The organism is Methanoculleus chikugoensis, from assembly GCF_019669965.1.
In the GTDB taxonomy this organism is placed as follows: Archaea; Halobacteriota; Methanomicrobia; order Methanomicrobiales; family Methanoculleaceae; genus Methanoculleus; species Methanoculleus chikugoensis.
On sequence record NZ_AP019781.1, the window covers coordinates 2,549,429 to 2,575,470 of the forward strand.

Annotated in this window: 28 protein-coding genes; 17 read left to right on the top strand and 11 right to left on the bottom strand. The window is 63.2% G+C overall.

The features are described 5' to 3' along the window. Nucleotides 1–244: 244 nt before the first annotated feature. Both MchiMG62_RS12755 and MchiMG62_RS12760 read right to left on the bottom strand, forming a co-directional pair. Nucleotides 245–1,069, bottom strand: coding sequence for a hypothetical protein (locus MchiMG62_RS12755; protein WP_221057288.1), 825 nt, complete (start codon nt 1,067–1,069; stop codon nt 245–247). 42 nt (nt 1,070–1,111) lie between these two features. Continuing rightward, complete coding sequence (locus MchiMG62_RS12760; RefSeq protein ID WP_074370118.1) at nt 1,112–1,597, bottom strand: GTP-binding protein; 486 nt, start codon at nt 1,595–1,597, stop codon at nt 1,112–1,114. A gap of 209 nt (nt 1,598–1,806) precedes the next feature. Between MchiMG62_RS12760 and MchiMG62_RS12765 the strand changes: the two genes are divergently transcribed. The 3 genes from MchiMG62_RS12765 to MchiMG62_RS12775 all read left to right on the top strand — a co-directional run bounded on the left by MchiMG62_RS12765 (nt 1,807) and on the right by MchiMG62_RS12775 (nt 5,653). After that, nucleotides 1,807–2,160: a hypothetical protein gene (locus MchiMG62_RS12765; RefSeq protein ID WP_054848480.1), complete on the top strand. Its 354-nt coding sequence runs from the start codon at nt 1,807–1,809 to the stop codon at nt 2,158–2,160. A gap of 110 nt (nt 2,161–2,270) precedes the next feature. Then, the gene (locus tag MchiMG62_RS12770; RefSeq protein ID WP_221057289.1) at nt 2,271–2,801 is read left to right on the top strand and encodes a HEAT repeat domain-containing protein; all 531 of its coding nucleotides are present in this window, start codon (nt 2,271–2,273) and stop codon (nt 2,799–2,801) included. Then, entirely contained in the window at nt 2,798–5,653 is a 2,856-nt protein-coding gene (locus MchiMG62_RS12775) for a M1 family metallopeptidase (RefSeq protein ID WP_221057290.1), read from the top strand. The genes MchiMG62_RS12770 and MchiMG62_RS12775 overlap by 4 nt, the downstream gene beginning before the upstream one ends. Nucleotides 5,654–6,224: 571 nt before the next feature. Here MchiMG62_RS12775 and MchiMG62_RS12780 read toward each other — a convergent pair. Beyond that, nucleotides 6,225–7,064, bottom strand: coding sequence for an MBL fold metallo-hydrolase (locus MchiMG62_RS12780; protein ID WP_221057291.1), 840 nt, complete (start codon nt 7,062–7,064; stop codon nt 6,225–6,227). Between the two features lie 164 nt (nt 7,065–7,228). Between MchiMG62_RS12780 and MchiMG62_RS12785 the strand changes: the two genes are divergently transcribed. Beyond that, nucleotides 7,229–7,621 carry a hypothetical protein gene (locus MchiMG62_RS12785; RefSeq protein WP_221057292.1) on the top strand — a complete coding sequence of 131 codons (393 nt, stop codon included), beginning with the start codon at nt 7,229–7,231 and terminating at the stop codon, nt 7,619–7,621. A gap of 7 nt (nt 7,622–7,628) precedes the next feature. Here the strand turns inward: MchiMG62_RS12785 and MchiMG62_RS12790 are convergent, their stop codons facing one another. Together MchiMG62_RS12790 and MchiMG62_RS12795 are read right to left on the bottom strand one after the other, a co-directional pair. Then, on the bottom strand, nt 7,629–8,294 hold the full coding sequence (locus MchiMG62_RS12790) for a 2'-5' RNA ligase family protein (RefSeq protein ID WP_221057293.1): 666 nt from the start codon (nt 8,292–8,294) through the stop codon (nt 7,629–7,631). Between the two features lie 79 nt (nt 8,295–8,373). After that, on the bottom strand, nt 8,374–8,574 hold the full coding sequence (locus MchiMG62_RS12795) for a hypothetical protein (RefSeq protein ID WP_054848019.1): 201 nt from the start codon (nt 8,572–8,574) through the stop codon (nt 8,374–8,376). A gap of 453 nt (nt 8,575–9,027) precedes the next feature. On the opposite strand from MchiMG62_RS12795, the gene MchiMG62_RS12800 reads away from it, so the two are divergent. The 5 genes from MchiMG62_RS12800 to MchiMG62_RS12820 all read left to right on the top strand — a co-directional run bounded on the left by MchiMG62_RS12800 (nt 9,028) and on the right by MchiMG62_RS12820 (nt 13,241). Further along, the gene (locus tag MchiMG62_RS12800; protein ID WP_244987725.1) at nt 9,028–10,236 is read left to right on the top strand and encodes a COG1361 S-layer family protein; all 1,209 of its coding nucleotides are present in this window, start codon (nt 9,028–9,030) and stop codon (nt 10,234–10,236) included. A gap of 5 nt (nt 10,237–10,241) precedes the next feature. Beyond that, on the top strand, nt 10,242–11,444 hold the full coding sequence (locus MchiMG62_RS12805) for an ABC transporter permease (RefSeq protein ID WP_221057295.1): 1,203 nt from the start codon (nt 10,242–10,244) through the stop codon (nt 11,442–11,444). A gap of 4 nt (nt 11,445–11,448) precedes the next feature. Further along, nucleotides 11,449–12,135 (top strand): ABC transporter ATP-binding protein, encoded by a 687-nt coding sequence (locus MchiMG62_RS12810; RefSeq protein ID WP_221057296.1) that lies wholly within the window; start codon nt 11,449–11,451, stop codon nt 12,133–12,135. 244 nt (nt 12,136–12,379) lie between these two features. Continuing rightward, entirely contained in the window at nt 12,380–12,556 is a 177-nt protein-coding gene (locus tag MchiMG62_RS12815) for a DUF1059 domain-containing protein (RefSeq protein ID WP_221057297.1), read from the top strand. A 94-nt stretch (nt 12,557–12,650) separates the two neighbouring features. After that, the gene (locus MchiMG62_RS12820; RefSeq protein ID WP_221057298.1) at nt 12,651–13,241 is read left to right on the top strand and encodes a methyltransferase domain-containing protein; all 591 of its coding nucleotides are present in this window, start codon (nt 12,651–12,653) and stop codon (nt 13,239–13,241) included. A 3-nt stretch (nt 13,242–13,244) separates the two neighbouring features. Here MchiMG62_RS12820 and MchiMG62_RS12825 read toward each other — a convergent pair whose 3' ends face one another. Continuing rightward, a complete protein-coding gene (locus tag MchiMG62_RS12825; RefSeq protein WP_221057299.1) occupies nt 13,245–13,835 on the bottom strand; it encodes a hypothetical protein in 591 nt (196 codons plus the stop codon). Between the two features lie 241 nt (nt 13,836–14,076). On the opposite strand from MchiMG62_RS12825, the gene MchiMG62_RS12830 reads away from it, so the two are divergent. Then, complete coding sequence (locus MchiMG62_RS12830; protein WP_244987726.1) at nt 14,077–14,520, top strand: protease inhibitor I42 family protein; 444 nt, start codon at nt 14,077–14,079, stop codon at nt 14,518–14,520. 59 nt (nt 14,521–14,579) lie between these two features. On the opposite strand, the gene ppcA is transcribed toward MchiMG62_RS12830, so the two are convergent. Both ppcA and MchiMG62_RS12840 read right to left on the bottom strand, forming a co-directional pair. Beyond that, nucleotides 14,580–16,037 (bottom strand): phosphoenolpyruvate carboxylase, encoded by a 1,458-nt coding sequence (gene ppcA, locus MchiMG62_RS12835; RefSeq protein ID WP_221057300.1) that lies wholly within the window; start codon nt 16,035–16,037, stop codon nt 14,580–14,582. 107 nt (nt 16,038–16,144) lie between these two features. Continuing rightward, nucleotides 16,145–16,927, bottom strand: a complete 783-nt coding sequence (locus tag MchiMG62_RS12840) for an MBL fold metallo-hydrolase (protein ID WP_221057301.1) — start codon at nt 16,925–16,927, stop codon at nt 16,145–16,147. A gap of 171 nt (nt 16,928–17,098) precedes the next feature. Here MchiMG62_RS12840 and MchiMG62_RS12845 point away from each other — a divergent pair, with 171 nt between their 5' ends. Both MchiMG62_RS12845 and MchiMG62_RS12850 read left to right on the top strand, forming a co-directional pair. Continuing rightward, entirely contained in the window at nt 17,099–17,641 is a 543-nt protein-coding gene (locus tag MchiMG62_RS12845; RefSeq protein ID WP_054847736.1) for a hypothetical protein, read from the top strand. Between the two features lie 347 nt (nt 17,642–17,988). Further along, a complete protein-coding gene (locus tag MchiMG62_RS12850; RefSeq protein ID WP_221057302.1) occupies nt 17,989–18,891 on the top strand; it encodes a hypothetical protein in 903 nt (300 codons plus the stop codon). 183 nt (nt 18,892–19,074) lie between these two features. On the opposite strand, the gene MchiMG62_RS12855 is transcribed toward MchiMG62_RS12850, so the two are convergent. The 3 genes from MchiMG62_RS12855 to MchiMG62_RS12865 are packed head-to-tail and all read right to left on the bottom strand — an operon-like array spanning nt 19,075 to nt 22,319. Continuing rightward, nucleotides 19,075–21,267, bottom strand: a complete 2,193-nt coding sequence (locus tag MchiMG62_RS12855) for an elongation factor EF-2 (RefSeq protein WP_221057303.1) — start codon at nt 21,265–21,267, stop codon at nt 19,075–19,077. A gap of 24 nt (nt 21,268–21,291) precedes the next feature. After that, the gene (locus MchiMG62_RS12860; protein ID WP_221057304.1) at nt 21,292–21,885 is read right to left on the bottom strand and encodes a 30S ribosomal protein S7; all 594 of its coding nucleotides are present in this window, start codon (nt 21,883–21,885) and stop codon (nt 21,292–21,294) included. A gap of 5 nt (nt 21,886–21,890) precedes the next feature. Beyond that, on the bottom strand, nt 21,891–22,319 hold the full coding sequence (locus tag MchiMG62_RS12865; protein ID WP_074370140.1) for a 30S ribosomal protein S12: 429 nt from the start codon (nt 22,317–22,319) through the stop codon (nt 21,891–21,893). A gap of 173 nt (nt 22,320–22,492) precedes the next feature. Between MchiMG62_RS12865 and MchiMG62_RS12870 the strand changes: the two genes are divergently transcribed. From MchiMG62_RS12870 to prf1, 5 genes are all read left to right on the top strand, one after another. Next, nucleotides 22,493–22,906: a 6-pyruvoyl trahydropterin synthase family protein gene (locus tag MchiMG62_RS12870; protein WP_221057305.1), complete on the top strand. Its 414-nt coding sequence runs from the start codon at nt 22,493–22,495 to the stop codon at nt 22,904–22,906. Further along, on the top strand, nt 22,893–23,501 hold the full coding sequence (locus tag MchiMG62_RS12875; protein ID WP_221057306.1) for a 7-carboxy-7-deazaguanine synthase QueE: 609 nt from the start codon (nt 22,893–22,895) through the stop codon (nt 23,499–23,501). Before MchiMG62_RS12870 ends, MchiMG62_RS12875 begins: the two co-directional genes overlap by 14 nt. Beyond that, nucleotides 23,498–24,166, top strand: a complete 669-nt coding sequence (gene queC / locus MchiMG62_RS12880; protein ID WP_221057307.1) for a 7-cyano-7-deazaguanine synthase QueC — start codon at nt 23,498–23,500, stop codon at nt 24,164–24,166. Before MchiMG62_RS12875 ends, queC begins: the two co-directional genes overlap by 4 nt. Next, nucleotides 24,166–24,663 carry an NUDIX hydrolase gene (locus MchiMG62_RS12885; protein WP_221057308.1) on the top strand — a complete coding sequence of 166 codons (498 nt, stop codon included), beginning with the start codon at nt 24,166–24,168 and terminating at the stop codon, nt 24,661–24,663. The genes queC and MchiMG62_RS12885 overlap by 1 nt, the downstream gene beginning before the upstream one ends. A 105-nt stretch (nt 24,664–24,768) precedes the next feature. Further along, a complete protein-coding gene (gene prf1 / locus MchiMG62_RS12890; protein WP_221057309.1) occupies nt 24,769–26,040 on the top strand; it encodes a peptide chain release factor aRF-1 in 1,272 nt (423 codons plus the stop codon). Nucleotides 26,041–26,042 lie beyond the last annotated feature (2 nt).

Here is a 26,042-nt window from a genome sequence, read left to right on the forward strand (position 1 = left end):
GAAGACCATCGGTCTTCTCAAACTCCGTTTTTTTGGAACATCGTTCTCCGGAGCGGAGTTGGAGCACCGAAGGTGCGAGCCGCGGCTGTCCACAGGACGGGAGCGTGAGAAGCCGTAGGCTTCGAGCCGCGAAAGACGCGAAGAGAAGTAATTACCGACATCAGGAACTTCGCGATCTTCGCGGCTTCGCGTGAGGTGCCGCAAAAAAAGAGTATATCCCCGTTTTTCATCGACTGCGGGGCCGCTACACCAACTGCGCCCGGATGTGCTGCACCGTCTCGGGATACTGCTTCTCGAGCCGGTTCTTCTTGAGGTTCTCCCGCACAATCCACCGGATATCCTGATCGTCGAGGGTCGCAAGCTGCCGCAGGTACTCAAAGCCGGGCGTGGGGAGGGCGGCGATGACCACGCTGAGCGTGTAGCCGAGCGATTTTCGGAGCGCACGGAACGCCTCGGACCGCCTCTCTTTTGCGGTGTAGATCCGGATCAGGATCTTCCGGTGGAACCGGAGCGCCGCCTCTGCGAGGTCGGGTTCCGCCAGGAGATCCGGTTCGGCAATCCCCGCAACCGCAGCCCGCATGGCAAGCCAGGAACCCCCCTCCACCCAGCCCTCCAGCTCCGAAACCGTCGTGTCGCGTTGCCGGGAGAGGAGAACCTGAAGCCCCATCGCCACCGCCTCCCTGATCCGCCACCGCGGATCGACGGAGGCCTCCCCGAGGTGCCTGAGCGCCGCCTCGACGCATCCCGGCGAGACCGACCCGATCGCCCCGACGCCCCGAACACCGCAGAACCCGAGAAACTCGTGCGGGTCGCCTGTCGGGGCATCCTCCGGCGCAACGCAGGCAAGCTCGACGCAGAGGTTCCACAGCAGGTGCCGGTCGTCGGGATCGGCAACGGCAAATTCCTGCACGGTTCCGGCAAACGCCGCCGCAAGTTCCAGGTTTGCCCGGGGTCCGGGAAGGCGGCTCTCCGCGACAAGGTAGGCAAGAAGATCCCCGGCATCGCCGCTCGAGAGAAAACCCGTGAGCAGCCGGGAAACCTCCTTGATATGGGTCTCTTTACGGGTCATTGTCCGTAGAGAAGAACGACCTCGGGGCAGTAAAAATGATCGCTACCGCGCAGTCAGGGTTGCGACGAAGGCGTCAAGTGCCGCATGGACGTTCTCCCCGTTCCGCGCGGAGATCGGATGCACCATCTCCCCCGGGAGGGCGTGGCTGACGGCCTCGGGCACCGCACCGGGACTGTCGCACTTGTTTGCCATGAACGCGAGCGGCACGTCGAGAGCCTTCAACTGGTCGTAGAGATGCCGCGTCATCGCGTCCACGCCCGTCGTGGCGTCCACAACGATGATCGCGCCGTCCATCCCCCGCGAGATGATCTGCCGGACAAACTCGAACCGCTCCTGCCCCGGTGTCCCGAAGAGGAAGACGGCCTTGTCTCTCACCGTCAATCTGCCGAAATCGAATGCAACGGTCGTGGGGCCTTCTTCCGAGGATGCCTCGATGTGACGGCTGCGGGGGTCGAGCGCCTGGATGAAACTGGACTTGCCCGCATTGAAGGAACCGAAAACGACAATCTTGAGCCTGCCTTCTGCCATTAACCTTCTATATGCACCGGGATGTTTTAGAGTTTCGTTATGGCGGCGCCGTGGCGAAGGATGGGAGCGTATCCGGCCACCGTCAAGAAAAATATTTTCCCTGCATCCCGGCAGAGAGGAAACGATCGTAACCTCGCTCCGACGGGGCTTCTGCGCTCCCCGGCGCAAGCGCCCAATATCCATATAACCGGCGGCTCCAAGGTATTGGTATGGAGCCGGACGAAGTCGATTCGGTCGCGCATGAGATCATGGCCACCCTGGACAACCTCTTCCTTGCGGAGAAACAGGCGCGGCTCCAGGTCTCCGCACTCGAGGAACGGCAGTATCCTCTGGCCGCGACGTTCGAGATGGTCAGCGGCATGGATACGGAGACCGCTATCGAGGAAGCGCTTGCCGGGTTCGGCTTTGAGTACCACGCCATCGACGAAGACGCCGAACTCTGGATCTCGGACGACCACGGCCTGATGGTTTTCCTCTACTTCACCGCACCGGACGGGCGGTACTACAACTACCGGATCGTCGCGTTCGACGTCGTCGGCGAGGAAGAAGAACTGCCTGCGTGACCGGCGCGGGGGACGGCAACCCCCCCGGCGGCAGGGCGGAAAGGTGGCGTGGCAGGTGCTATATACCGTAAACGACATCTTGTGTGCGACGAGAATCTGGAGGAGTTAAGATGGAGCGCTCGGTAAAACGCCTCATGGAGGACAGGGAGAAACGGCGCGAGGAGAACATCGGCAAGTACATCGAGCAACTCTCGGACGAGAGCACCCCCTACCGGCTGCGGGCGGCCGAGGCGCTCGGGGAGTGCGCCGATCCCCGCGCGGTCGAGCCGCTGATCGCCGCCCTCGCTGACCGCGAGAACGAGGTCAGGTGGGTCGCCGCACAGGCGCTCGGGAGGCTGCGCGACGCACGGGCGGTCGAACCGCTCCTCGTTCTCCTCGGTGACCCCGACCGGTGGGCGCGGCGCGGTGCCGCCTGGTCGCTCGGCGAGATCGGCGATCAACGCGCGGTCGAGCCCCTCCTCGGCCTTCTCGGGGACAGAAAGAAGGACGTCAGGGCGGCCGCCGCCGACGCGCTCGGGAAGCTCCGCGACCGGCGGGCGTCAGGCACCCTCTCCGCCGCGCTCGAGGGCGAGGAGGAACCCGAGGTCCGGACGGCGATCCGCCGTGCCCTCCGCGAGATCACCGGCGAGGCGGGATTTTGACCGGAGAAGGCGGGGAGCGGAGGCTCTTTCGCTACTACCCGGAGGACTTCGGGGCGCTCCCCGTCCGGGTCGTCCACATGGATCTCGTCTTCGACGTCTACGACGGCCACACCCGGGTCGTCTCCGCTCTCACCGCCGAGACCCTTGACGCGCCGCTCTCATCGCTCTCCCTGAACGCCCGCGACCTGGATATCCTCCGCGTGGAGTCCGCCGGATACGCCGTCACCCACACCTACGACCGGGACGCGGCGACCCTCACCGTCGCCTTCGATCCCCCCGTCCCGCCCCGGGCACAGTTCACCCTCGATACCGAGACGATCTGCCGGCCGAGCACCCACGTCCTCGAAGGCCTCTACTACGACGGGCGATGCCCCGGCGGGCCGCCCACCCAGATCACCCAGTGCCAGCAGTGGGGGTTCCAGCGGCTGGTCCCCTGCCTCGACGACATGACCGCGAAGTGCACCTACACGACGACGATCGTCGCGGATAATGGGTATACGGCCACCATCTCAAACGGCGACCCGGCAGGAGCCCGGATCCCCTGCGCACCCGGGCGCTCCGTGCAGAGGTACGAGAACACCAGAACCCCGATGGCGCCTTACCTCTTCTTCCTCGGGATGGGGTGCTACGACACCCACCGGCGCGAGTTCGAGTATCCCGACGGGCGGACGTTCGCCTTCGAACTCCTCGCGAAACCCGGTTCCGACCCGGAGGAAGCGGAGCGTGCGCTTGAGATCCTCGCGGACGGGGTGATGTGGGTTCACCTCTTCACCGGCCCGGCGCAGTACCGCGACCGCGAGACCCGGGAAGAGGTGTGGCGGCTCGTGCGGGTGCGCGACGAGGCGAAACGTTCCGGGGATCCTGGGGCGCTCGAAGAGACCAGGAAGATGCTCAAAAAACTCATCTCGACCATCACCCCGGGCTACGCCTACACGGGGGCGGTCTACCGGGAGATCGCCATGCAGAACTCCGACTTCGGCGGGATGGAGAACGTCGGGAACACGACGATCGCCGCGAACCGGATCATGCCCGGGCCCGACACCACCGACCCGGCCTTCGAGTACCTGGTCCGGGTGAAGGTCCACGAGTACTACCACAACGAAAACGGCTCCGAGGTGACCGGGTGGAGCCCGTTCGAGATCTGGCTGAACGAGGCCGTGACCGTCCACGTCGAGAACCAGCACCACGCCTTCTTCTTCGGCGAGGCCTACTCCCGCATCAAGACCGTGCTCGACCTCCTCGACCCCGCGGCCGGGACGCTCACGCTCGACCGGGGAGCAGGATCGATGCCGATCGAGCCGGACGGTTTCAACGACCCGAACGACCTCATCACGGGCGTCACCTACGTGAAAGCCCCTGAGTTCGTCAGAATGATCGAGACGCTGATGGGAAAAGTTGCGTTCGCCGAAGCGCTCGGCCGCTACCACGACCGGTTCCGGCACGCGAATGCCTCGCGGGCCGACTGGATACGCTGCATGGAGGAGGTCTCGGGGCAGGAGTTCACGGGAATGGCTGCGGTCTGGCTGAAGGAGAAGGAGTACCCGATACTCACGGTATCCCCCGCGTACGACCCGGCCGCCCGCCGGTTCACCCTCGCCTACCGCCAGAGCCGAACGCCTGCCGGCCGTCTCTGGGAGTTCCCGTTCCGGTTCGCGCTCGTCGACGCCAGGGGCGGGGAGATCCGGGAGGCGACCGTCCGGATCGCCGACGAGGCCGGAGAGATCGTCCTCGACGGCGTCGATAGACCCGCGTTCCTCTCGCTCAACCGCGGCTACTCCTTCTATGGGAAGACGGCATACCGGCCGCCGGAGGACGAACTCTACCTCCAGGTCGAGAGGGACCCTGATATCGTCGGCCGGTTCACCGCGTTCCTCGCGCTCGCCGACCGGGAGATGCTCCGGCTCCTCGAAGATCCGGGCGCAGCCGTCTCCGACCGGTTCGCCGACCTCTGCGCCGCACTCCTCGCCGACGACTCCCTCATGGAGGAGGCGGGCGGGCAGTTCCTGACCGTCTTCCCCTCGGTGGAGGACGAGCGGTTCGCTCACCGTTACCGGGCGCTCCATGACGCCCGAAGAGCGATCCTTACCGCCGTCGCCGCCCGGGGCGGCGAGACCCTCCTCCGTGTTTACCGGCAGGCGGCAAAAGACACTCCCGCCGCGCCGGGCGGCCTGGAGGAAGAGGCCGCGGCAATCCGGAACCGGCAGAGGAAGAACGCCTGTCTCTCGCTCCTCGCGACCCGGGACACCCCGGAGGTTCACCAACTCCTTCTTCGCCAGTTCCGGGAAGCGACGGCCGCAACCGACCGTCTCACCGCGTTTTCGCTGATCCTCGAGAGCAGCGCTCCGGAACGGCAGGAGATCCTCGAATCGTTTGCGGCAGAGTCGGCAAAAAGCCCCGTCGCGTGGGAATCCTTCCTCGCCGCCGTCGCCGGAAGCGACTGCGACGACCTCGTCCCCATTCTTGAGCGGATCGAGTCCTCGCCGGCCTTCGCATTCGAGCAGGCCGACCAGCAGCGGGCGCTCTATGGGCGGTTCGCGCTGAACAGGAAGCGGTCGCTCGAAACCGAAGACGGGCGGGCCTACCTTGCAGAGGTGCTCCGGCGGCTCGCCCCGGTCAACGAGTACAGCACCGTCCGGGCTCTCGATGCGTTTGCATTCATCGACGGGATGGAGCCCCGCCACCGGGTTCCGGCAGTCGCGGTGCTTGCAGACCTCCTCTCCAGCCTCGATCCGGGCGCGCAGCCCGCGGTCTACAACAACGCCCGCCGCTTCCTCCTCGGCGCCCCGGAGGCAGTCCGCGCCTACGAGGAGGAGCACGGGGCGATCCCGGCCCTCCGGGAACTCAATACCTGAAACCATCTCAAAACCCTCAAGACGGGGAGGGAGAGCCGTTCGCAACGGTAGGTGCAACCCGGAAGATAGGAGCGTGTTGATACATCCCTTCGCGGCTTCGCGCTCTTCGCACCTGCGGTGCTCATGCTCCGTTCCTTGCGGAACGTCCCACTTCGCGTGAGGCCGTATTGTCGCTCAGCCCCGCCATCTCACGCGAAGTGCGAGCGCAGCGAGCTTGAGCACCGTAGGTGCGAGCCGCGAAGAACGCGAAGATCGGTTGTCCGAGAGCAACTCCCCTTCGAAGCCTGATGGCTTCTCATGCTCGCTCCCCACAGGAGGTCGCACTTCGAAGCCTGATGGCTTCTCATGCTCGCTACACTCGCACTTCACACCTAACGGTGCTCATGCTCCTGCCATTCTGGCAGTCACACTTCACACCTAACGGTGCTCGAACTCCGGCCCTTCGGCCTGTCGCACTTCGCTGCTTCGCGTCCATCGCGTGAGCCGGTAATGCATGGATCATCGGGAGGGGATTCGACCTCAGGAAGAGGCAGTATACAGAACCCGGCCCTCCGGGAACCCGACCCCTGACCTACCCGTACCCGAGGCGCAGCCCGACGCCGGTCTCCCGGACGTTTGCTACCCGTGCAAGAGCAATCTTTGCCGCAAGGTCGGTGCAGTGGCAGGGGTGGAGGGCTGCCGGCCGCACCTCCGCGAAATAGTCGAGGATACCCTCTATCTGCTCCGGTGGCGCATCGAGGAGATGGAACCCGCCGATGACGTCGGCGACCCGGTCCTCGTTGCAGACCTCGCGCGCCTGCTCGACAATCGAGCAGATCCCCGAGTGAGAGCAGCCGGTTACGATGACAAGCCCCTCCGCGGTCTTGCAGGCGAGCGCGGTGTCGTCGAGGACGGTGTCGTCCCGGATGCCGTCGGGGGTGTAGACGTAGCCGCATGGGGGCGCCCTCTCGAACTCGAACCGCCGCTCGATCTCGCCGAGGAAGACCAGGTTCTCAGTCAGCCAGAGGGAGGCCGGTGTGAGGAGGACATTCCCGTGCCGGAAGAGTTCCTCGACCGAGAGATGACACCCGATCTCCCCGACGCCGTTGCAACTCCGGGTGAGGAACGCATCCGGATGGGCGATGAACGCGGGTTCGACACGTTCGCGGCCCTCGAAGATCGCCTCGGTATGGAGCCTGAGGAGGGCATCGAGGCCCCAGGTGTGATCGAGGTGGCCGTGGGAGATGACGACGTCATCGACGCGGAGGAGGTCGATCCCCATCTTTTGGGCGTTGGCGACGAAGATGCCCGAGTAGCCCGCATCGAAGAGAAACCGGGTTCCGCCGTCCTCAATGTGAATGGAGAGCCCCGGTTCTGCGAGGAAGTAGCGATCGGTGAGGGTGGCGTTATCCACGAGGACCGCGAGTTTCATCTCGAGCGCCTCCGGCATGTAGCGACGGAAGTGGCGCCCCGGGGCGCTGCTTCGGCCGCAAACGAGTCCATGCAGGTACTGGGGACGTCGCGGTTAAGAAAGTATCCTGCGGCCGCCGGAGAAAAGAAGTCGCTCCCCGCGAAACGCTATGGAGGAGGAATACCATGATGGAATCGGGTTATGAGACCTTCTCTCCCGGAGAACCTGAGGAACTCAAACCGCTCGGCCTCGCAGCCGGGATGCGGCTCGGGCTCGACCGTCTGAGAGACCTGCAGGAGCACCGCGATATAGAGGTCATCCTCTACTTCGACGAAGACCTCGCCCGGAACTCGACGCTTGAGGCCGATTACGCGGACTTCCGGATCGTCCCGGTGCAGGCCCGGCCGTTCATGCCGCTCGCGGTCTTTCTCCGGGTGATCGCGGAGCGGGATCCGGAGTTCTCGGAGCGCACGTGCCGGGAGCCCCCGGTGGTCGAGGTTCTCGAGACCGGGATGCTCAACCGCCACTCGGGGTGTGTCGCCTGTACGCGGCCGTACGTGAAAGGACTGCTGCTGTAATCCCGTTCTACCGGCGCGCCGCTGCCCCGGCGCGGCCGCCGTGTGCCCGGAGACCGAGATCGAACGCTGCAAGGACCCGGCGGCAGGTGCAGTGGCTCCCGAGGTGACAGAGAGCCGCCTTCGTCACCTCGAACCGGACGGGGAAGTCGATACCGGGGATGATCTCCGGGAGATCGCCGAACCCGAGCGTGATGTGCGGCGAGTAGCGCTCGTACGCGGAGGTTTTCGGGAACCGCAGGAGGCAGTCGACGGACGGTGCGGACGCTTCCCCGGAGAAGGCTGAAGACCCCGCCGAAGGCGCCTGATGCGGCATCACTGCGTTCATCACGGTCTTGTGAAAGAGCTGGAGGATCTCCGCCCTGAGGATGTGGAAGGTGGAGACGGTCTCGCCCGCGTTCTTGCGGTGCTTTGCAACGGCGTCGATGGTCAGGGCCATGGGGGAGCAGCGCTGCGTAATCCGCTCAACCTTCGCGGCGATCTCCGGGATATCCCTGCTTCGTGCCGGGAGCATCGCGACCGATATGTGCGGGAGGCAGCCCTCCCGGTCGAGACGTATCCCTCCGTCCGGGTTGCCGGCGAGCAGCGTCCGGTTCGCGCCGATCGCCAGATCCATGATCGGGCCGGGCGGAAGGAGGACGAGATCGACGGCGATCGTTTCGGGAAGTTCGTGCATGGTGCCGAAGAGAGCGGCGGGGTAAAAAAGCGTTTTCCTCCGGAAATTTACTTCCCGCCGGGTGACGCCCCGGCCGCGATCACCACCTCACACCGAAGATCGGCTCCTCCTCGACGAGGTTCGTGATCCTTCGGACGCTCGCCTCCATCGGCATCTCCTCTCCACTGCAGAGCCCGAGTTTGAGCTGTTCCAGGCCTGCAGCCACCGAGTCGTCCTTCGAACGAACGCCGCTTACCGTCACCCTGAACGTCAGCGTCACCAGCCATTGGGTCGCCTCCATCTCTCCCCCCTCACGATGGGAACGGAGTATACCGCCTGTGGGTCATAAAAGCAGCTCATGACCGGGGAGGTTGTGCACCGGATACCCCGCGACAGGAATGGCAAAAAATGGGGGACTGATGAGTGAGAACGGAGAGCAGCACGGCATTATGAGAACGTACAGAGGTGTTGAAGCGTTTCATCACGCATGGAGGTATCTTTGCGGTCACGTATCCGGTCCGTACCGGCTCAACCGTATCCCGACCATAATATATTTCTTAGGTAATATAATGTTTACGCGGTGCCCGGCAGATCGCGCCACCCTGAACGGGTGAGAACAGTCATGCACAACGATTATATATAACCACCAGGAGTCCAGGACTCCGACGATCTGCCCGGGAGGGATGGGGAGATGAACCAGGTATCCGCGGCTGCGCCCCGAAGGGGCATAAGAAGGCTGAAGATCAGTTATCTCGTGAGCGCACTCATTCTCATCCTGCTCCTCGCCCCGGCAGCAACGGCCGCCCCGTCGGTGATCGTCTCCAACTTCACCGTCACTCCTGCTGTCCTGATGCCCGGCGACGAAGGGACGATCACCGTGGTGCTCACGAGCACCGCTTTGCCGACCGCGGGATCGCCGCTCAACATCCGGCTCGACACCGGCACCGGGGAGGCGAACACCTCGGCGGAGACGGAGGAGAACGCCTACATCGAGAGCGTGCTCCTGCACAGTACGGACGTCGAGGTCATGACAGGAAGTTTCCAGGACATCGGCGAGATCGGCCCCGGCCAGTCCTTCCCGGTCACGTTCCGGATTCGCGCCCCGGGAGACGAGGGGATCTACTTCCCGGAGGTCTGGGTCAGCGTGCGGGACGGGGCCAATCTACGGTACCCCATACCGGTGAACGTCGGCACCGCATACGCCATAGCCAAGCGGCCGGCGCTCCGGGTGGAGAGAACCGTTCCGGCGTCCGTTAACCCGGGCGACCCCTTCAACGTCGCGCTGACCATCCATAACGACGGCCAGGCCACCGCGAACGACATCTCCGTCGGCGTCAACGCGACCTCCGGCGGGATCGCCCCGCAGAACGCGGAGAACTACTACATTCCCGAACTCGAGGCGGGGGGAGACGCCGCCCTGAACCTGACCTTCGAGACCGATACCAGCGCACCGCTCGGGCTTACGCCGATCCTCGTCACCGTCGACTACCGGGGCGCCGACCTCGCGCCGTCGAGGCAGGTCGCGACGATCGGAGTTCCCATCGTCGGCAAAGCCGAGATGGGCGTCGCCTCCATCAGGACCGAGCCCGCCCGGATCACCGCCGGGGAGACGGTCGACCTGACGATCCGGCTGGAGAACACCGGGACAGCGGACGCGAAATCAGTCAGGGCGACCATCGAGGGTCTCGCTCTCTCAGGCTCAAAAGAAGCGTTCCTCGGGACGATCGAGCCGGGAAACGACGGGCCCGCCATCTTCTCACTCGTTGCCGACGAGGCGGGGGAGTTCGGCTACACCCTCGTCGTCCGGTATACCGACGACTACGGAGAGCATACGGTCAGGCAGGCCCTGCAGGTCGTTGTTGCCGGGCAAAACCCGGTTCCGATGATCGCGGTCGCGGCAGCCGTTCTCATTGTCGCCGCCGCGGCCGCGCTCTACTGGTACCGACGACGAAAGGGGGAGTGACCCCGGTGTTTTCAGGTATCAGGGTCTCCGCGTTCCTGGCGTGGAAGTCGATCCAGCGCGGGAGCAGGGGGACGCTCGCCCTCACCATCATGATCATCGCTCTCATCTTCGTGAACCTAGTCTTTCTCCCCTCCATCATCTCCGGGGTCGTCGTGACCTTCGATACCCAGTCGATCGACTTCGACCTCGGAAACCTGGTCATCGAGCCCCGGGAAGGCAACCGGTACATCGACGGCGTGGACGGCCTCCAGAAGAAGATCGAGCAGATCCCGGGGATCACGGGGACGTCTCCCCGGATAACCGCCGGAGCGACGTTCTTTTACCGGGGGCGCAACGCCGCGAGCACGCTCTACGGCATAACCCCGGAAGACGAGCGATCGGTGACCAGGATCGCCGACTACATGACCGCGGGTGAGTTCCTCTCGGGCGGCGATACTGACGCGATCATCATCGGCGCGACCCTCGCGGGGACGGAAGGGGTGGAGGAGGGGGGCCTCCCTTCACTTGAGGGGGTCGAGGTCGGCGATTCGGTAGATGTGGCCTATCCGAACGGCGCAACAAGGACCTACCGGGTGAAGGGGATCTTCGAGACCCAGTCTTTCGGCGTCGATACGGCGGCCTTCGTCACCACCCGCGAGATGAGCGGGGTGCTCGGGCTCGATAACCAGGCATCCATGATCCTGGTCAAGACCGCGGTCAACGGCAGGGAAGAGGAGTACAAGACGGAGATCCTCTCCTACGGCGTCCAGGAGGAGGTTCTGACGTTCCGGGAGAAGTCGGGAGGGTTCGTCGACCAGGCGATCCGGAGTTTCAACATCATCAACGCCATCTCGACACTCGTCAGCCTGATCATCGCCATCGTGGTGGTCTTCATCGTGATCTTCATCAACACCGTGAACCGGCGCCGCCAGATCGGGATCCTGAAAGCAATCGGCATCGACCAGCAGATCATCATCAACTCCTACGTCCTCCAGGTGCTCTTCATCACCGCCGTCGGGGCGCTCGTCGGGATCGGGCTGAACGCCGGGGTGACGACCTACCTGACCGCCTACCCGCTCGTCTTCCCCGGCGGCCCGGTCTACCCGGATGTGGAGGTGTCTGCCATCCTCCGGAGCATCGGGAGCCTCTTCGGGGTCTCGCTGGTGGCAGGCTACATCCCGGCGTGGCGGATCGCGCGGGAGGATATCCTCTCCGCAATCAGGGGATGAGGCGATGATCGTCGCAGAAAACCTCACGAGAGTCTACACGATGGGGAAGGTGGAAGTCCGTGCCCTCGCGGGCGTCTCGCTCGAGGTCGCAAAAGGCGAGTTCGTCGGGATCATGGGGGCGAGCGGCAGCGGGAAGTCAACGCTCCTCCATATCCTCGGGCTCCTCGATCGCCCCACCTCCGGTTCGGTCACGATCGACGGGACGGATGTCCTCACCCTCTCCGACCACCAGCGAACCCTTTTCCGGCTGAACCGGCTCGGCTACGTCTTCCAGGACTACGCGCTGATCGGGGAGCTCACCGCGCTTGAGAACGTCTACCTGACGTCGCTCGTCCGGGGCGCATCGAAGGACGAGTACATCGAGCGGAGCGCCGAGATCCTTCGGCGGGTCGGCCTCGGCGACCGGATGGATCACCGGCAGAGCGAACTCTCCGGCGGCGAGCAGCAGCGCGTGGCGATAGCCCGGGCGCTCGTGAACAGTCCGAGTATCCTGCTCGCCGACGAACCCTGCGCGAACCTCGACAGCCAGACCTCGAAGAGCATCCTCGACCTCTTTGCACGGTTAAACGAGGACCTCGACCAGACGATCGTGATGGTCTCGCACGAGGACTGGCACAAGGAGTACTTCTGCCGGATCGTCACCCTCCGGGACGGCCTGATCGGGGATATGGTGGAGTGCAGGAAGGCGTGACATGCTCCACGGGCTGGAGTTTCATGCAGAGTCCGTAGCGAATGTCTCACTTCGCGTCTTCGCGTGAGTTTTCAGTAAAGGAGGATGACGAAGCATCACCCGAAGTGCGACGTAATTAGAGCATTCGCCACCCTGCATGTGTCCTGGAGCATGAACGTACGCCCACCCATGCACGCTGAGCAGAAAAAAACGGCGCCGATATTTTTATATTGGACGCAGTATACAAACCCGGCCGGCGAGAGGCATGCAGGAACAGAAGACATTCAGGTGCAAAGATCTCGGCCTTGCGTGCGAGTTCGAGGAGAAGGCCGAGAACGAGAACGAGCTGATGAAGCGGGTCGAGGGGCACGTTCAGACCGCCCACCAGATGAACCCGGAGCAGCCTGAAGTGCAGGAGAAGATCCGCAAGGCGATGCGGTGAGGGGGCACAGCGTCCCCGAAGCTTTTTCACCATCACCGGCCAGCACCTCAGGGGAACAGCAGGTTCTTTTCCGATGAAGATCACCGGGACCGGCATGGCACACCACACGCGTTCCCGGAGACATCTGCCCGAGGATGAAGCCGCCCGGCGGCGCTGGCAGCACCCCGAGTCCATCCTCGAAGGGATCGGGCTTGCCTTCGGCTCGACCTTCATCGACGTCGGGTGCGGAGAGGGGTTCTTCGCGCTCCCGGCTGCGAGGATGGTCGGGCCGCACGGCCGCGTCTGCGGAATCGATATCGACGCCGAAGCGCTGGATCTCCTGCAGGAGAAGGCATTTCGTGAGGGGCTCGACAACGTCGTCCTCCACCGGGGGATGGCCGAAGAGATTGTTCTCTGCAGCGGTTGCGCGGACGTCGTCTTCTTCGGCATCGACCTCCACGACTTCGTCGACCCGGTTCGGGTGCTCCGGAATGCAAACCGGATGGTATCCGGATCCGGCCTGATCGTCGACATGGACTGGAAGAAGGAGCCGCTCCCTCTCGGTCCGCCGCCCGGAAAGAAGTTCAGCCCGGAGCATGCGGCGGCGCTGATGACGGAGGCAGGACTGGAGGTCAGGGCGGTGGCGGAGTCAGGGCCGTATCATTACATCGTCACGGCCGTGGCGGGGGATAAAAAGAAGGGATAGGGGTTACTTCAGGTTCGCGATGCCGCCGTAGTTGACGGCGTTCACGAACGCATCGAGATCCGATTTGGAGCCGCCTTCGACGCTGATATAGACCATGAACCGGTCGTTCACGCCGACCCAGGTGCCGTAGGAGTCAGGCTTATTGAAGTACTCCCAGGACGGGTAGCCGCCGGCCTTCCCCTGCTTGTAGTAGCCCTCGGTCGACTCGAACGAGATCATCGAGTCCCAGGACTGCCAGTAGCCCACGTCGTAGTAGGCCGAATCCTGGATCAAGATCGTCGCCCAGGCATTCTCCTTGCCGTATTCACGGGACGCCCAGGTCCACTGGCTATCCTCGACCGTCCAAGACGCCCCGACAGGCTCTTCTGCAGTCCAGCCTGCAGGCGCATTCGGGAGGTACGCGATCAACGCCGTATACGAGACCGCGGTCACGCTGCCCGGGACGCCCCCGGGAGCTGAGGTACCGCTGGCGGTGACGCTGGTGGTGGCCGCCGGGCCAGTTCCAGAGGAGGCGTCGCCGGTCGTATCCGTTGTACCCGTACAGCCTGCCGTCATGAGGCAGAGCGCGAGCAGCGCAAAGAGTCCCAGAACCATTGCTGGTGAGATTTTTTTCATAATAATGCCCTCTGAACGACCAGAATGATAGAATAATATTTATAGATTGTTATTTTGCTTCGCCGACCGTTCTAATCAGCCGAAAACCGTTTTGGAGCATGCACGAATCTCCCGCTAAAGGGCAGGCTCCGAAACGATAGAATCCGGATACACCCGGACGGCGAATATCGTTTCCAGGAGTTTAAGAAAACTATTTAACCATTCCGAGATACCTTACCGCATGATTCAGAAAAAAAGCATCTGCAGCGTCCTGGTTGCAGGATTGCTGGTAATGTGCCTCCTCGGTGCCGGTTGCACGTCGCAGCCGGAAGAGGGAACCCCGACCGCGACGCCCACACCCGCCGCGACGGGGGAGTACGTCTTCAACGAGACGAACAACAACGAGACCGTCACCCTCCCGGCCGGAAGCGAGATCGCGATCAGGCTTGACGAGAACCCGACGACCGGCTTTTCGTGGAACGTCACATCGTCTGCCGGACTCGAGTACGTGAACGACACCTACATCGCGCCGGAGACCGAACTCGTGGGCGCAGGAGGGGTGCACGTATGGCAGTACCTCGCCGCCGAGCCCGGCGCCGCCGAGTTCACCGCGATCTACAAGCGCCCCTGGGAAGAGACGACCGGCAACGAGACCACGTTCTCGATGGCATTCATCATCGAGTAACCTGCGCACGTTCCCCCGCAACCGTGCGGGGGACAAAGACCCCTCTTTTGGGAGCCGGGTCACCCCAGGAACCTGCGCCGGTGCGCGGCCGAGAGAATGAGCGAACTCAACCTCCCGGTCTCGTTCTCGCGGAGCGCCCGGGCGATCTCGCCCGTGATCTCCGCATGCTCCGCGTCCGGTTCGACATCCACCAGGTCGGCCACCCTCTCCGCAAGTTCCCGGGGGACGAAACCGGTCTCCGTATTGAGGAACCGGGCGGCGGCCCTCAGGTCCTCGTCGAAGTTGATGTAGGTGTCCCTGAGAAACCCGATGTCCGCATCGTCCAGCGCATCCAGGCCAAGAACCTCGGGAGGGAGACCGATCGAGTAGAGGGCCGCGGTGAACTTGATCGCCCGCGGCAGGGTGATCCCGCCGGTGCTCCGGGCGTAGCCGAAGAGGCCGATGTGCAGTTTCCGCTTCCGCCTCTCGGGCACATACCGGGCAACCCGGTTGATCACGGGGGCAAGCGGCCCGAGCCGCCGCTCGTATGCCTGGGTATACCTCCCGATCAGGTCGAGAGCCGCTGCCTCGTCGACGGGCCGGGGGCGGCCGGGCCTTCGCTCCTCCAGCCTCCGGACCGCATTCTGGACATCCTCAAGCGGGTGATCGTACTTGAATGCCGACTGGACGGTGAACGTGTGGACGCTCGGGTACTCGGTGGTAACCCGACCGACGGTCCCCGGGGAGAGACCGCCCCGAAACGGCGCCGAACCCACCCCAATGATGGGATAGATCCGTGTCCCCGTCTCCTCTGAGACCTCCTGGATGTGCAGGAGCGCGATCTTGTTCAGAAGAACCGCGCTGACGAGCCCGTAGTTCATCGCCGGGTCGGATCGGGCAAGGAAGACGCGCTGGTCGGCGATATCCTTGCCTTCGAGGTAGCGCCTGACCGTGGTATGCGCATCCAACATATGGTCCATCTCCTCAAAGAGTGGGATCACGTTGATCCGGTTCGGCCGGAACCTCCCGATCCAGTCCGCGATGGTCAAGCCCCCTTCCCCAAGGCTTCTCTCCTGCTTCCCGACGACGATGTCGGTGTAATAACGATAGATATTATCGATAGCGGCGTGAGACGCCGTCATCGGGAGGATCACCTCGAATATCGGGGGACACTCGTCCCCGTAGAAGAGGCACGCCGTATCGAACGACCGCGGGATGCTCTCAAGCGTCTCGAGGAGTATCTTCGCCTCGGCCGTCTCGACCTCGGGGTTCGGGACCCGGAGCGTCAGGAAGACGTCCCGGCCGAGCCTCTTCTCCCGGAAGTAGGTGTCGTACCGGGAGAGGAGTTTCCTGACCACGAAGTTGTCGACCTCTTTTCCCTCGCAGTCCCACATCTGCTCGGTGCACCCCAGGTGAGAGTAGGCGTAGTACGCCTCCTGGACCTCGTCGTCGCCGCCGAGCTCCGGGCTCTCGGCAAAAAACGGCAGGTTGACGTTGTCGGGGTGCTGGGTGCTCATGCACTGCGGTATCCGTACCATAGAGTTTAGCGCTCCTTCATAGCGGGGACCGGGCGTCTCATGTCAACCCCTCTTTGGTTTACGGTTGACATGAAAAACTCTTCGGTCGCCTCCTGTCCCACCGCGGTTCATTCCCGGGCCTTCCGCTCCGTCCTCCCGCCGTCGAACCATCTCCACACCTCCGTTCCCGGCCACGGCCCCCCGCGTGCCGCATAAACCCGTTCCGGCCCGAAGGCAAGAAGATCCAGAAGGCTCCTCCTTGCCGCCGCGGGATCGTCTATCCTGAAGGGCAACCGGGGTCTTCCGCCCGGGAAGAGGGTGGAGAGGAGATCGCCGACGATGGCGGTGCCGCCGGCGAGGAGAACCGATACCGAGCCGGGGGTATGTCCCGGCGTGGGGACGATCCTGCCCCGGAGACCAAACGCCCCAAGGTCGGCAATGCCCTCGATGATGATATCGGGCTCAACACCCCCCGGACCGGAGACGACCTTCCTTTCGCGCACAAGCCGGATCAGGCCCGGGACGACCCGGGCGGGGAAGCGCAGGCCGTCGACCCCGAGGCGGACGGCAGCGGCATCGCCCTCGTGAACGGCGACCGGTGCGCCGGTCAGTTCCCGGAGCGCGTCGGCACTCCCGTAATTCTCCGGATGCCCGTGCGTGACCAGGATCAACGAGACCTCGTCGCGCCTGATGCCCGCCTGCTTCATCACGGCCAGGATGGCCGCCTCATCCCCGGGATTGCCGGTATCGACCAGGAGCACATTCCGGTCCCTGACGATGAACGCGGTGGTCGCGCCGAGCGGCACGGCGACGACCGCCGGAAGAGAGCGGGCGGCGAGGCTCTTCGTCTTCTGCTCCAGAACCCGCCCGCCCCCGGCAGAACCCACCGTACTCCGACTGTCGGCCTTCATAGCATCCTCACCCCGGGATGCCTTCTCTCTACATCAATGATTCGGTCGGAACGAGGAGAATACATGAAGTGTATCGCGAATGGGCCGGGATCAGGCAGAGTTGCCGGACAGGAACCGCTGTCTCCGGCAACTTTCAATATGCATATATATCGTAAAAACGAGTCTGGAACCATGGCGTATGAGAAATCGACATCCCGACATCTCCTCGTGATCCTCGTAGTCCTTTCCCTGGCGCTCGTCGTCCCGGCAGCCGCACAGGAGACCGGTACACGATTGGTGCAGCCCGGCGATACGATCGAGGTGGAGGCCGAACCGATCGTCCTCGACCTCATAGGGCTCCGCAAAGCGGATTCGTTCAACCCGATCACGGAACTCCGGAAGTACCAGGACGACAACCCTGCAAAATCGATCAGGCGGGTTATCGGCGTCCCGAAGGACAGCTACTTCACGATCAACGTCTATACGTTCAAAGGGTATTACGGGCGATATTTTCCGTATAGTAAGGAAGACGGCCTGATTCACGAGAACAGCATCGTGTTCGTCCACGCTCCGCCTCCCACGGCCACAGAGACCGCTGCCGAGGTCACGGAGACGCCCTCGGAGACATCGACGGCCACGACCACGCAGGAACCGACCCGGGCGCCGCTCCCGGGACTGATCGCGATCGCCGCGATCGCTCTCGCCGGACTGCTTGGCGCAGCGCAGAAACGGTAGACAGACTCCACGATATCGTTTGGGGAGGCACCGCGGACCTCCCCGACCGGTAAAACGGGCTGCCGGTCAGCCTCGCAACCGTTCATAGGGGACGCCTCTCCCGGCTGCAGGTCGGTATTATATACAACCATCCCTACTTCCCCACCCGAGGAAGGATCACCCGTGCAGGATCCCGGCACCGCCCGGTCACCATTTCTCGCGAGACGTCCCTCTCATCGAATCGGTGCCGATATAGGGACACTGCAGGTGTTTGCAAGATGGGTGAGCACTTTCTCCGTGAATGAAGGGAACCTGCCCGGCCGGTGCTCAGGAGGAGCGGCGAGAGGGGGTTCCGGGAGGCTCTAACGATGAACGGATGTAACCTCTATGCACCGGCGGTGGCCCTGATCGCCCTCGCCCTTCTCGCCGGTGTCGCAACGGCCGCGGAGCACCGGGTCACCAACGCCACAGTCGACCAGGTCTATTCAACGGTCCTTGCCGACCGCATCCTCTGGTCCGACAACCGAACCGGGGACTACGATGTCTACCTCTACAACCTGACCGGGGAGAGCGAACGCGCGCTCTCACCGCCGGAGACAGACCAGTTCGCCGCAGCGCTCCCCGCCGGGATGGGGATGAGCGGCGACCGGATCGTCTGGGAGGACAACCGGAGCGGGAACCGGGACATCTACCTCTACGACCTGGCCGCAGGGGAGGAGAGGCAGATCACGAACGGATCCGGTTATGAGGTCAATCCCGCCATCGCCGGAGACTGGATCGTCTGGCAGGACGACCGGAACGGCAACTGGGATATCTACCTCTACGACCTCGCTACCGGACAGGAGAACCGGATCACGGATAACGAGAGCGCGCAGATGACTCCCGCCGTCACGGAGAGCATGGTCGTCTGGAACGACTACCGGAACGGCAACTGGGACATCTACGCCTGGACCCCCGATGAGGGGGCGCCGTCCGCACCGTCTGCGCCGTCTCCCCCCTCCGCGCCGGGGCCGGGCCTGACTCCCACCTCGCCCGGAGTGCCCGGAGTGCCCGGAGTGCCCGGAGTGCCCGGTGCAACCACCCGTCCGACAGCTGCAACGCCGACGGCTACTCCGACGGCGACAGCCACACCGACGCCTGAAGCAACGGTGACCATGCCGCCCGATGACCTGACGGAGACCCTGACGCCCACAAGAACCCTGCCGCCGAGAACCTTCCCGCCGGTGACCTTCGTAACCCTCGAACCAACCCAGACACCGTTCCTCCTGTGACGGGGACCGGGCGGGGCATGCCGTGAGGCTGTCCCGGATACGAGGGGTTCCTCACTACAACCCCTCGCTTCAGGACATCCGGCGCCACGCTCTCTGTATCGCAAGACGGACCCGGCAGGCATCGGCCGGAGGCATCCGCTCGCAGGGACGAAAAACAAAAATGGGAGGGTATCGGGGAGGTGATTACGCCAGGTAGTCGTCCGGACGCGGGAGCTGTTCCTTCAAGCCCTTGCGCTTGCGGATAGCCTTAACCACGTCGTTCACGATACCGGAGGGGACCAGTTCGAACCCGGCGAACTCGGTGCTCCACATCGCACGGCCTTCGGTGGCGGACCGGATATCTCCGGCAAACCCGAAGAGTTCGGCGACCGGGGCCCTGCCGACGATCGTCATCGTGTCGCCTTCACTCAGCATGTCGAAGACCTGACCGCGCCGACCCTGGATCTGCGAGGTTGCTGCACCCATCTGGTCGCTCGGGACGGTGATCTGGATCTTCTGGATCGGTTCGAGGAGCGAGTCGCCGGCCATCAGGATGCCTGCCTTGACGGCGCTCCTGACCGCCGGGATGACCTGCGCGGGACCACGGTGGATGGCGTCCTCGTGGAGTTTCACGTCCACCAGCCGGATCTTCAGGTTCTGGACCAGCTCGTCGGCGAGCGGGCCGCCGCGGAGCGCTTCGCGCCATCCGTCGAGGACCAGTTCCATCGTCTCGTTGAGGTACTGGATACCCTTCGTCATGTCGATGAACATGTTGCTGCCCTCGATCGCCTTGATGTTCTTGGCCTCCTCCTTGTCCATGCCGGCAGCAGCGAGAATGTCACGCCGCTCGACCGCCTGCTGGTGCATCGAGACCTCGCCCTCCTGGATCAGTTTCACGATCGCGGGGTCCATCGGTTCGAGCTCGATATAGAACCGGTTGTGGCGGTTCGGCGACTTTCCTTCGACCGGGCCTGCAGTGCCCGTGGCCGTCTCGCGGTAGACGACGATCGGCGGAGAGGTGATGATCTCGACGCCCTTGTCGCGCTTGATACGGCCGGTGATGATCTCGAGATGGAGCTCGCCCATGCCGCTGATCAGGTGCTCGCCGGTCTCCTCGTTGATCGAGACCTGCACCGTCGGGTCCTCCTTCGCCACCTGGCGGAGAACCTCGACGAGTTTCGGGAGATCCTTCATGCTCTTCGCCTCGACGGCGACGGTCATGACCGGCTCCGAGTAGTGCTTCAGCGACTCGAAGGGAGTCATCTCAATGAGCGTCGTGACGGTCGAACCGACGATGGCGTCTTTTAAGCCCGTCACGGCGGCGATGTTACCGGCGGCCAGCTCGTCCACCTCGATCCGCTCGGCACCCATGAAGATGCCGACCTGAGCGAGACGGTTCGCGCGCTTCGCCGCACCTATGATGTAGCACTCGGTGCCCCGGCGGAGCGTCCCCGAGAAGAGACGGCCGGTGGCGACCTCGCCCGCGTGCGGGTCGAACGAGATATCGGTGACCATCATGCAGACAGGTCCGTTCGGGTCGCAGGCGACCATGGCCTTGCCCTCGGCGGTGTTGTAGTCCCCGTGCCAGATGATATGGGTACGCCGGTCCTGGGCCTGAAGGGGGTTCGGCAGATGTTTGACCACCATGTCGAGGAGGACGGCGTGCAGCGGGCTGTTCTTTGCCAGCCACTTCATGTCGCCGGAGTTGCACTTCTCAAAGACGTCCTTGAACGAGACCCCGCTCTTCTTCATGAAGGGGACGGAGACGGCCCAGTTGTAGAGCGCGGAGCCGAAGGAGACGGTGCCCTTCGCGGCATCGAGCTTCCAGCCCTCGTTGTACATCTTCTCGTTCATGCCCTTGATCAACTTGTTGACCTTGTCGATCACCTTCGCAAGGCGGATCTGCATCTCCTGCTCGTCCACCTTGAGTTCGTTGACCAGCCGGTCGACCTTGTTGATGAAGAGAACCGGGCGGACACCCTCTTTGAGGGCCTGCCGGAGCACCGTCTCCGTCTGGGGCATGGTGCCTTCGACCGCGTCCACCACAACGACGGCGCCGTCCACCGCACGCATGGCGCGGGTCACGTCACCGCCGAAATCCACGTGGCCGGGGGTATCGATCATGTTGATGAGATACTCTTCCCCGCCGTACTCGTGAACCATCGAGACGTTGCTCGCATCGATGGTGATACCGCGTGCCTGTTCCTCCTCGTCGGAGTCCATGAAGAGCTGCCGGCCGGCAAGCTCCTCACTGATCATGCCCGCGCCGGCGAGCAGGTTGTCTGAGAGTGTTGTCTTTCCGTGATCGATGTGGGCGACGATACCGATGTTCCGGATGTGCTCCGGCTTGTCCATCAGCTCCGTCACCCGCTCTACCATCTTCTTTCGTCGGGTCATGTTTCACCAAAAAAATAAAGGGTATTAGCGAGCAGCCTTTGCGATACGCTCTCTTTCTTCTTTCTTCGAGACGGCGTAGGAACGGGTGTCGCCGTTCGCGGCTGCAATCAGTTCTTCGGCAAGCGCTTCGCTCACGCTCTTCTTCTTCTTGTGGCTCGCCTGCAGGACACCGGCGGTGATGAACCGGAGCGCGGTGTCGACACGGCGCTGGGGAGCGGTATCGACCGACTTCGGGACGTTGATGCCGCCGTACTTCAGCCGGACGGTCTCCTCGCGGGGCCCGGTGTTCGCGACTGCGTCCACCAGCACCTGGACCGGGTTCTTCTTCGTCTTCTTGTTGATGATCTCGAAGGCGTCCCGGACGATGCGGATGGCGAGTTCCTTCTTGCCGGTGTTGTTCTCGGTCTGCATTATCTTGTTGATCAGCCGCTCGACGATCAGCATGTTGCTCTTGTTGAACTGCTGGCCGACGAGCTTGCCACAGGAGTGCGGCACGATCATCGTGTGCAGGTTCACGTAGCGGGCAAGGCTCGGATCCTGGATCTCCACCTCGCTCATGTCCCAGCGGTTGAAGAGGAGTTGCTGTGCCCCTGCCCCCGCTTCTGCTGCTTCTACCATACCACTTACCTCCGCGGCTTCTCCTTGCGGCCCACGACCATCTCGTGCAGGCTGACGTTGTTCACCTTGGTCACGACGAACCGGACGCCGGGGATATCACCTTTCGACCTGCCCAGTCTGCCGCCGATGCCCTCGATCTCGACTTCATCGTGCTCGTCGATGAAGTTGATGGCACCGTCGCCGACGGCGAACGCGGTTACCTGACGACCGTTCTTGATCAGCTGTACGCGGACGCACTTCCTGATCGCAGAGTTCGGCTGCTTTGCCTCGACACCCACCTTCTCGAGAACGATCCCGCGACCCTGCGGCGCTCCCTCAAGGGGGTCAGCTTTTACATCGAGCCCGAGCTGACGACGCGCGTAGTTGGTGTCATGCCACCGGTTATTATTTGCGTCGCGCTTCAGTTTTCGGGCTGCAAATTTTCCATTTCCCATCGAATACCCTCGAACTAGTTGAATTTGTGGATAGGAGCAACTCCTGGTGTGCTATAAAGCAACGCGCGTTGCGGATTTATATATTGTGGAACCCGCTTGCACGCCGATCTTCCGCCTTAACTATTTGATCGGGAGCTGATATAATATTATATCCTGGCGGGCAACCTTCATTGATGACAACCCGGATATACAAAGAGGTTTTTTTCGAGGCGACCCACCGCCTGATCCATTACCGGGGGAAGTGTTTCCGGCTGCACGGCCACCAGTGGCGCGTGGAAGTCTGGATCGAAGGGGCGACCGATGGACGCACGGGGATTGTGCTCGACTACAACTGCATCAAAGAGGTCGTCGGGCGGTTCGACCACCAGGTGATCCTGAACAGGGACGACCCCATGGCGGCGTGCATCGAGGAGTTCCACCCGGTCGTCACCACCGATGGCGACCCGACAAGCGAGCACCTCGCAGGGCTGCTAGCGGAGATGATCGACGCCGAGGCCGCGCGGCAGGGACACGACGCTCGCGTCGCGAAGATCCGGGTCTGGGAGTCGACGACCTGCTACGCAGAGCGCACCTATGATCGTCAGTGAGATTTTCCGGAGCCTCCAGGGGGAGGGGAAGAACCAGGGCCGGCCCTGCACGTTCGTCCGGCTCGCCGGGTGCAACCTCAGGTGCGCCTGGTGCGACACCCCTTACGCCTATGAAGGCAGGGAAGAGATGAGTGTTGCGCAGATCCTCGACCGGGTCTGGCTGCTCCGCGGGACGCATATCTGCATCACCGGCGGGGAGCCGCTCCTGCAGCGGGAGGAGGTGCTCAAACTCCTCGAAAAGTTCCGCCTGCACGGGTATACCGTCGAGATCGAGACGAACGGCACCTGCGACTTCCGCGAGATGCAGGCTTATGCCTCCATCTGCATGGACGTGAAATGCCCCTCGTCCGGAGAGAAGAGCGATCTCTCGCTCCTTCCCTACATCACCCCGCGCGACTGCGTCAAGTTCGTGGTGGCGGACGAAGACGACCTCCTCTACGCCCGGGCGGTGACAGCACGCTACGAGATCCGGGGCGAAGTCTTCATCTCGCCGGTGGAGGGTTCCGACTACCGTGCCGTCGCGGACTACATCGTCGAGGAGAACCTCCCGGTGAGGTTCCAGGTGCAGCTCCACAAGATCCTGGGGGTAAAATGAAGAGAGCGGTATGCCTTCTCTCGGGCGGCATGGACTCCACCACGCTCGCCTACGTCGCGAAGGATATGGGCTACGATATCATCGCGCTCCACTTCACCTACGGCCAGCGGACGGAGGAAAAAGAGCGGGAGTGCGCCCGCGCCGTCGCGAAAAGACTCGATGCGCTCGACTTCGTCGAGATCGGCCTCGAATACTTCAGAGCAATCGGGGCATCGAGCCTGACGGATACCTCGATACCGGTCGAGGAGTATGCCGGCGAGGAAGAGAGCGTCCCGAGCACGTATGTGCCCTTCCGCAACGCCAACCTCCTCGCCATCGCGACCAGCCTCGCGGAAGCCCGCCGGGCGGAGGCGATATTCATCGGCGTCCAGACCGCCGACTACCCGGGTTATCCTGACTGCCGGCCGGAGTTCATCGAGGCGTTTCAGCGGGCGGTCGACCTCGGCACGGCGGCGGATCCGCGGATCACCCTGATGACGCCGTTCGTCCGGATGTCGAAGGTGGATATCGTCAGGACGGGGCTCGCGCTCGGCGTCCCCTACGAACTGACCTGGTCGTGCTACCAGAAGAACGATCGGGCCTGCGGGGTCTGCTCCTCCTGCCACTACCGGCGGGAGGCGTTCCGCGAACTCGGGCTCGAAGACCCGATCGAGTACGAGGTGTGATGGTGGAGATCTACCGGGGCAAGAGGCTCAGTATCGAGACGAGGGAGTTCACCCTCCCGAACGGCACGAAGAAGGAGCGGATCGTCGTCCGTCCCGGCGGCGCGGTCGCGATCCTCCCGGTCGAGGGGGACGACTGCTACCTCCTCCGCCAGTACCGGTTCGCCGTCGACGACTACATCTATGAGGCGCCGGCAGGCACCCTCGACGAGGGTGAGGAGCCGCACGAGACCGCATACCGGGAACTGATCGAGGAGACCGGGATGAAAGCCGAGACTTTCGTCCCGAAAGGCTGGATCTACCCCTCTCCCGGCTACACCGACGAGCGGATCTGGCTCTACCTCGCAGAGGGGCTCTCCCCGTGCTCCGACTACCAGATGGACGACGACGAGGTGATCGAAGTCGTCCGCGTCCCCGTCGGGGACGTAAAGGCGATGATCGAGGACGGGAGGATCGTCGATGCAAAGACGATCTGCCTGGTCTGCCGGTGCCTGGGGTGAAGGTGCGGGAGGGATCGGAGAATGTGCGCAGATTTATGCCGTCCCCGGAGAAACACATAGTAGCTTCGATATATGAACAACCTTTGGCAAGCCTGGTGAACCTCCATGGAAGAGACGCAAGAGATGGATACCGCGCGGAAGCGCTACGAATTTAAAAAGATGCTCGAGAAGCTTGCGGAGAAGGAGGGGAGCGGCACCGAGCTGATAACACTCTATATACCTCCGGACAAGCAGATATACGACGTGACCGCCCAGCTCCGCGACGAGTTCGGGCAGTGTGCGAACATCAAGAGCAAACAGACCCGTACCAACGTCCAGAGTGCCATATCCTCCATCCTCTCCCGCCTGAAATACTATAAGCGCCCGCCGGAGCACGGCATGGCGGTCTTCTGCGGCACGATCAATATCGGCGGCGACCGCACCGACCTCGACTGTGAGATCATCGAGCCGCCCGAGCCGCTCAACACCTACATGTACCGGTGCAGTTCTTCGTTCGAACTCGAACCGCTGCAGCAGATGCTCGGGGAGAAGGAGGTCTACGGCCTGATCGTCCTCGACCGGCGGGAGGCCTACATCGGCTTCCTGCGGGGCAACCGGATCGAGCCGGTCCACGGTGTCACCTCGACGGTTCCCGGCAAGCAGCGGAAAGGAGGTCAGTCGAGCGTCCGGTTCCAGCGGTTGCGGCTGATCGCCATCAACGAGTTCTACAAGAAGATCGGCGACCGGGCGAGCGATATCTTCCTTGCCGAGAAGGACTTCTTCGAGCGGTTCAAGGGCGTGCTGATCGGCGGCCCGACCCCGACCAAGGAGGAGTTCGAGGCGGGCGGGTTCCTCCACCACGAGTTGCAGAAACGGATCATCGGGCTCTTCGACGTCTCCTACACGAATGAGTCGGGGCTGGCCGAACTCGTCGAGAACGCGTCGGATGCCTTGAAAGGCCTCGACATCATCAAGGAGAAGAACGTGATGAACCGGTTCCTCCAGGAACTGGTGAAGGACGATGGAGCGTCCTCCTACGGCGAGGAGAGCGTCAGGAAGAACCTGGAGCTCGGCGCCGTCGACACCCTCCTCCTCTCCGACAAACTCCGGCGAGCCCGGCTGAAACTTGCCTGCCCGAACGATGACTACACCGAGGAGCAGACGGTCAGCCTCGAGCCGGGCAAACACATCAAAGACCTCGACTTCGGCACCTGCCCGAAAGACGGTGCATCGCTCTACGTGGCCGAGGAGAGCGATATCATCGACGAACTGACCGCGCTCGCCGACCAGAGCAGCACGACGGTCAAGATCATATCGGACGACTTCGAAGAAGGTTCGATGCTCTACAATGCATTCGGCGGGATCGCTGCAATCCTGCGCTACAGGACAGGATACTGATG